The sequence below is a fragment of the Dietzia aerolata genome (genome assembly GCF_014144865.1).
Taxonomy (GTDB): domain Bacteria; phylum Actinomycetota; class Actinomycetes; order Mycobacteriales; family Mycobacteriaceae; genus Dietzia; species Dietzia aerolata.
The window spans coordinates 1-6,057 of the sequence record NZ_JAALDM010000333.1 but is presented as its reverse complement, the minus strand read 5'-3'; the positions used below and the strand labels follow the sequence as shown (position 1 = coordinate 6,057).

5 protein-coding genes and 1 pseudogene are annotated in these 6,057 nt (G+C 68.2%); 3 read left to right on the top strand and 3 right to left on the bottom strand.

The window, feature by feature from the left end:
* Nucleotides 1-107: 107 nt before the first annotated feature.
* Together G6016_RS16670 and G6016_RS16665 are read right to left on the bottom strand one after the other, a co-directional pair.
* Nucleotides 108-890, bottom strand: coding sequence for a phosphoadenylyl-sulfate reductase (locus G6016_RS16670; RefSeq protein WP_182633710.1), 783 nt, complete (start codon nucleotides 888-890; stop codon nucleotides 108-110).
* Entirely contained in the window at nucleotides 887-2,581 is a 1,695-nt protein-coding gene (locus G6016_RS16665) for a nitrite/sulfite reductase (RefSeq protein WP_182633709.1), read from the bottom strand. The genes G6016_RS16670 and G6016_RS16665 overlap by 4 nt, the downstream gene beginning before the upstream one ends.
* 141 nt (nucleotides 2,582-2,722) lie before the next feature.
* On the opposite strand from G6016_RS16665, the gene G6016_RS16660 reads away from it, so the two are divergent.
* The gene (locus G6016_RS16660) at nucleotides 2,723-2,872 is read left to right on the top strand and encodes a hypothetical protein (RefSeq protein WP_182633708.1); all 150 of its coding nucleotides are present in this window, start codon (nucleotides 2,723-2,725) and stop codon (nucleotides 2,870-2,872) included.
* Nucleotides 2,873-2,939: 67 nt separating this feature from the next.
* Here the strand turns inward: G6016_RS16660 and G6016_RS16655 are convergent, their stop codons facing one another.
* Nucleotides 2,940-3,926, bottom strand: a complete 987-nt coding sequence (locus G6016_RS16655; RefSeq protein ID WP_338403659.1) for a patatin-like phospholipase family protein — start codon at nucleotides 3,924-3,926, stop codon at nucleotides 2,940-2,942.
* A 168-nt stretch (nucleotides 3,927-4,094) separates the two neighbouring features.
* Between G6016_RS16655 and G6016_RS16650 the strand changes: the two genes are divergently transcribed.
* The gene (locus G6016_RS16650; RefSeq protein ID WP_182633707.1) at nucleotides 4,095-5,600 is read left to right on the top strand and encodes an amino acid carrier protein; all 1,506 of its coding nucleotides are present in this window, start codon (nucleotides 4,095-4,097) and stop codon (nucleotides 5,598-5,600) included.
* A pseudogene (locus tag G6016_RS16645) lies at nucleotides 5,597-6,057 on the top strand (adenosine deaminase); the annotation flags it as partial. The gene G6016_RS16650 and the pseudogene G6016_RS16645, both read left to right, overlap by 4 nt.

The following is a 6,057-nucleotide window of genomic DNA, read 5'->3' as shown; positions in this document are numbered from 1 at the left end:
GGCGCCGACGACCAGCACCTCGCGGCCGAGCAGCCCCACGGTGAGCGGGAGGCCGTCGAGCGCGGGGGCGGGCGCCGGGGTGCGTGCCAGACCGGCGAGGGCGGAGGTCACAGGTGGATGCCGCACTCAGTCTTGGACGAGCCGGCCCAGCGACCCGAGCGCGGATCGGCGCCCGCCTCGACGCGGTGGGTGCACGGTTCGCAGCCGATCGACGGGTAGCCGTCGTCGAGCAGCGGGTTGAGCAGGCAGCCGTGCTCCTCCGCGTACTTGTGGACCCGCTCGAGCGTCCACGCGACCAGCGGGTTGATCTTGATCATCCCGTGCTTGGCGTCCCACTCGACGATGCCCGCACCGGCCCGGTGGTCGGTGTCGACGCGGCGCAGGCCGGTGATCCAGGCCTCGTAACCGGACAGGGCGGCGTCCAGCGGCTCGACCTTGCGCAGGCGGCAGCACAGCTCGGGGTCCGTCTCGTAGGGCTTGGCGCCGAGGACCGCCTCGTGCTCCTCACGGGTCGCGGGGCTGCGGACGTCCACCACGTTGAGGCCGGGCGTGGCCGCGAGCGCGTCGCGGACCCCGACCGTCTCCGAGAAGTGGTAGCCGGTGTCGAGGAACAGCACGTCCACACCGGGGGCGTGGGGTGCGGTCATCTCGGGCACGACCGTGTTGGCCATCGAGCAGGCCACGGCCAGGGCGTCGCCGAAGGTCTCGCCGGCCCAGGCCAGGACCTCGTTCGGGTCGATCTCGTCGTGGTTGCCGTAGAGCCCGCGGTCGTCGAAGCGGCGCGCGGCCTCCTCGGCGATCGCCTTGAGCTCCTCGGCACTGCGCTTGCGGCCGGGGCCGGGGGTCAGCACCGTGCTTCGGGGCAGCAGTTCCAGGGATACCGGTGTCACACGAGCACCTCTTCATCCACTCGGTGCGCCCACTCGGCGAAGGTCTCGCCGGCGTCGCGGTCGTCGACGTACTTGCGGATCACGCGCTCGACGTAGTCGGCGAGGTCCGAGGTCTTCACGCGCAGGCCGCGCACGGTGCGGCCGAGGCCGCCCTCGTCACGGTGGCTCGCCGCCAGTCCGCCACCGAGGTGGACCTGGAAACCGGGGGTGTCGCCGTCGAGCAGCTGGCCCTTGAGTCCGATGTCGGCGGTCTGGATACGGGCGCAGCTGTTGGGGCAGCCGTTGAGGTGGATCGACAGCGGCGTCTCCAGCGGCGCGTCACCGGCGAAGCGCTTCTCCAGCTCGGCGACCAGCTCGGTGGCCGAGTCCTTGGTGTCGACGAACGCCAGCTTGCAGTACTCGATGCCGGTGCAGGCCATGGTCCAGCGGCGGAACGAGCTGGGCCGGGCGTGCAGGTTCACCGCGGCCAGGCCCTCGATGAGGGGCTCGACCTGGTCCTCGTCGACGTCCAGCACGATGACACCCTGGTGCGGGGTGAAGCGGACGCGAGTGGAACCCGCGGCCTCCGCGAGGTCGGCGACCTTGGTGAGCACGTCGCCGCCGGCGCGGCCGACGGTCGTGGTGGCACCCACGAAGAAGCGGCCGTCCTTCTGCTTGAACACGCCGATGTGGTCGCCGGGGGCCGTGGCCTTGGCCGGCGCCGGTCCGTCGGCGAGCGCGCGGCCGAGGTACTCGTCCTCCAAGACCTGGCGGAACTTCTCGACGCCCCAGTCCTTGACGAGGAACTTCAGTCGGTTCCGGGTGCGCTGGGCGCGGTAGCCGTAGTCACGGAACACGCTGGTGACGCCGTGCCACACCTCGACGGCCTCCTCGGGCCGGACGAAGGTACCCAGGCGCTGCGCGAGCTGCGGGTTGGTGGACAGTCCGCCGCCGACCCACAGGTCGTAGCCGGCGCCGAGCTCGGGGTGGACCACGCCGACGAACGCGATGTCGTTGATCTCGTGGACCACGTCCAGGCTCGGGTGACCCGTGAACGCCGACTTGTACTTGCGCGGCAGGTTGGAGAACTCGGGGCTGCCGATGTAGCGGCTCTTGATCTCCTCGATCGCCGGGGTCGGGTCGATGATCTCGTCGGCCGCGATGCCGGCGACCGGGCTGCCGAGCACGACGCGCGGGCAATCGCCGCATGCCTCCATGGTGGTCAGGCCGACCTCGTCGAAGCGCCGCCAGATCTCGGGGATGTCCTCGATGCGGATCCAGTGGTACTGGACGTTTTGGCGGTCCGAGATGTCCGCGGTGTTGCGGGCGAACTCGGTCGAGACGCCGGCGATGACGCGCAGCTGCTCGGTGGTGACGGCTCCGCCGTCGATGCGCACGCGCATCATGAAGTATTTGTCCTGCAGCTCATCGGCCTCGAGCTTGGACGTCCGTGCGCCCGAGATGCCCTGCTTACGCTGCGTGTACAGGCCCATCCAACGGAACCGGCCGGACAGGTCGTCCGACGGGATCGAGTCGAAGCCCTCCTTGGAATACACATCGAGGATGCGCTGCTTGACGTTGAGCGCATCATCCTCGGATTTGAACTCCTCGTTGTGGTTCAGGAGAAGCTTCCCATCGATTTTCCACTGTCCCTTCGGCTTGGGAGCGCGCGCGGGACGAGCGGGGCGAGAAGGAGCTGCGGTGTCGGTCATGCCCGCGACAGTACCGAGAACAGACCAGTCTGTCTATTGAGGCGAACCTAAGCGACCAGGCGACCGGTGAACTCTTGGACGGAACGGGGGAAAGGTGAGTGACGAGGCCCACACCAGGTGGGCGCACCAGGGAAGGCAGTCATGTTCTCCACGTTCTGGCACAACCTCGCGTCGGCGTCCGCTGACATCGCACCGGGTCCGGTCGGGTCCGACGCGATCGACGGATTCGTCTACCTACCCGCGTACATCCTCGGCACCATCGGCGGTGGAGCGGCACTCTTCGGCTCATAGGAGCACCACAACGATCTGGCGCCGGGCGCTGCACTCAGGGCTCAGGGCTCACGGCTCAGGGCTGCGCCTATTGCACCGGAGCGCCGTCGAGACCGCAGAACTCGCGCCACAGGCCGACCTCGCCGAGAGCCTGCTCGCGGCCGAGGTCATAGGCCTCGGAAAGGCGGTCGACTCTGCGCTCGTAGCTGCGGATCATCACCTTGTCCGGGCGGAAGACCACGGCCTCGCCGGATGCCTCGAGCTCATCGATCTCGTCGAGGGTCTCGTTATACAGAGCCCACCGATGCAGGAGCGCGTCGCCGACCGCCGGGAAGCGACGGAAGTACGACCGGTAGAACGGCGTGAGACGACGTGGCGGGATCTTGCGGTAGCCCTTCGGCTGGGTGAGCACGATGAGGAACTTCTCGAAGCCGGCATCCCGCGCGGCCGACAGCGGAACGCCGCCGTCGTGGCCGAGGGCACCGTCGACGTAGTACTCGCCGTCGATCAGCACGGGCGGCATCCACACCGGCATGGTCGACGACGACCGCACCATCCGCATCAGACCGGACATGGTCGCCGTGTCCTCTTCGGTCCAGAACACCGTCTCGCCGGTCGAGCACCGGAACGTACCGATCCGTGCGGCGGCACCGCTGGAGGAGAACGTCTCGAAATCGAACGGTAGGGCCTGATCCGGAAGGCCCGCCTGCTCGTAGATGTACTCGGCGTTGAACAGGCCCTTGCCGCGGGCGAAGCTGCGCCAGTCGCCGAAATTGGGATCCGCGGCCATCTCCACGAAACTGCGGCGCGCCCGGTACGCGTCCCGGGACAGGTAGTTGGCCAGATGCGACGAACCGGCCGAGATGCCGGCCACCAGCCCGGCGTGGATGTTGGACTCGATGAGCGTCTCCACCACGCCTGCGGTGTGCACCGCGCGCATGCCGCCGCCCTCGAAGAGCAGTGCCACATCCGGAGCCGTGGGCGCCAGCATGCCCTCGCCGCGGGAGGCGTCGCCGGAGCTGGCACCGTCGGCGTCACTCGCCCCAGGATCGGAATCGGGCCCAGAATCAGTCACCCGACCAGATTACGTGGCGCAGCCGGAGCAGCCTCCCCCGTTCGCGGACGCGCAGGCGCCGCCCCCTGCTCACGATGCAGTTGAAGATGAGCACAGCCCCCGATGAAATTCCGCCCAGTCACCGTCGGTCACTCGGAATCTCCCGCCGCTATCAGATAATGTCTGGCCGTGACCTATATCACTGACCTCGTGGGATCCGTAAACGACATCTACTGGTACGGCGTGATCGCTCTACTGGTGTTCGCGGGCCTGTATTTCTCCGTCACCACGCTGGTGGTGCAGATCCGGATGTTCCCGGAGATGCTGCGGACGATCACCGAGAAACCGTCGGAGATCGAGACCGGCAAGAAGGGCATCTCGGCGTTCCGGGCGTTCACTATCTCGGCGGCCTCCCGCGTCGGCACCGGCAACGTGGCCGGCGTGGCGATCGCCATCACCGTGGGCGGCCCGGGCGCGGTGTTCTGGATGTGGCTCATCGCGATCATCGGCGGTGCCACCGCGTTCATCGAATCCACCCTCGGTCAGCTGTACAAGGTCCGCGGCAAGGACTCCTACGTTGGCGGCCCCGCCTACTACATCCGTGACGGGCTGGGCTGGAAGCCGGTCGCCGTAGCATTCGCGGTGATCATCACGGTCACCTACGGATTCGTGTTCAACGCCGTCCAGGCCAACTCCATCTCCGAGTCGGTCCGCAACCAGTTCGACCTCACCGGTCTGGGATCGGGCCTGATCATCGGCATCGTGCTGGCCGCCATCACCGGACTCGTCATCTTCGGTGGGGTCCGCCGGCTGTCCTCGGTCACCGAGGTACTGGTCCCCGTCATGGCGTCCGCGTACATCGTGGTGGCGCTCGTCGTCGTCGCCATAAATATCACCGAAGTACCGGAGATGGTCACCCTCATCGTCGGTCAGGCCCTGGGCTTCAAGGAGGTCGCCGGGGCGACCATCGGCGCGGCGATCATGCAGGGCATGCGCCGAGGCCTGTTCTCCAACGAGGCCGGCATGGGCTCCGTGCCCAACGCCGCGGCCACCGCATCGGTCTCCCACCCGGCCAAGCAGGGCCTCGTCCAGTCGCTCGGCGTCTACTTCGACACCCTCGTCGTGTGCTCGGCGACGGCGTTCATCATCCTGCTGTCCGATCCCACCTTCGGCGGCGACCGCGAGGGCATCTCCCTGACCCAGAACGCCCTGGCCTCGCAGGTCGGCGACTGGGGGATCCCGTTCATCACCATCGTGATCTTCTTCCTCGCCTTTTCCTCGATCCTCGGCAACTCGTACTACGGCGAGGCAAACATCAACTTCCTGCGCGACAGCCCGCTAGCGATCAACATCTTCCGCGGCCTGGTGCTGCTCGCGGTTCTCGGCGGCGCGCTCGGCTCCGTGGACCTGGTGTGGGGCCTGGCGGACCTGTTCATGGGCTTCATGGCCACCATCAACCTCATCGCGATCATCCCGCTCGGCAGTCTCGCGGTGGCGCTGCTGCACCACTACCTCAAGCAGAAGGCCGCCGGCCACAATCCGGTCTTTCACCGAGACGACCTGCCCCAGGCCAAGAACATCGCCTGCTGGGACGGCTCCGATCCGCTGACGCACCAGGCTGTGGCCGACGAAGCGCGGAACCTCACTGGCGATGCGCAGGGCGACTGGAAGGGCGAGGCAAAGGGCGACCAGTGACGGCGCGCGCCCGCTACGCGGCGCTCCCCAAGGCCCACCTGCACCTGCACCTCGAGGCCGCGATGCGCGAGGACACGCTGCGGCAGTGGTGCGCCGAGGACGGCATCGCCGTGCCGCCGCTCGTCCACTACCCCGATTTCACGCAGTTCCTCGACGCCTACGGCCTGCTCATCGGCCTGCTCCACACCCCGGAGCGCGTGGCCCGGCTGCTCGACGAGGTGATGGCCGACGCCGCCGCGCAGGGGGTCGTGGCGCTCGAGTACGCGTCGATCCCCGAGAAGTCTGCGGCCTTCGATACGGCTGTAGAGGCGCTCGAGTTTATCCTGCCCACCGCCGCCGACGCCGGGCGCCGGCACGGGGTGTGGAACGGGGCGATCGTGAGTATCGACCGCGGCGCCGGGCCGGACCATGCGCGCGAGGCCGCCCGGCTCGCCGCGCGCTTCGCCGATCAGGGCGT

Coding starts and splice junctions, on each gene's coding strand:
- G6016_RS16665 (WP_182633709.1), bottom strand. CDS start 2,581: ATGACCGACACCGCAGCTCCTTCTCGCCCCGCTCGTCCCGCGCGCGCT.
- G6016_RS16660 (WP_182633708.1), top strand. CDS start 2,723: ATGTTCTCCACGTTCTGGCACAACCTCGCGTCGGCGTCCGCTGACATC.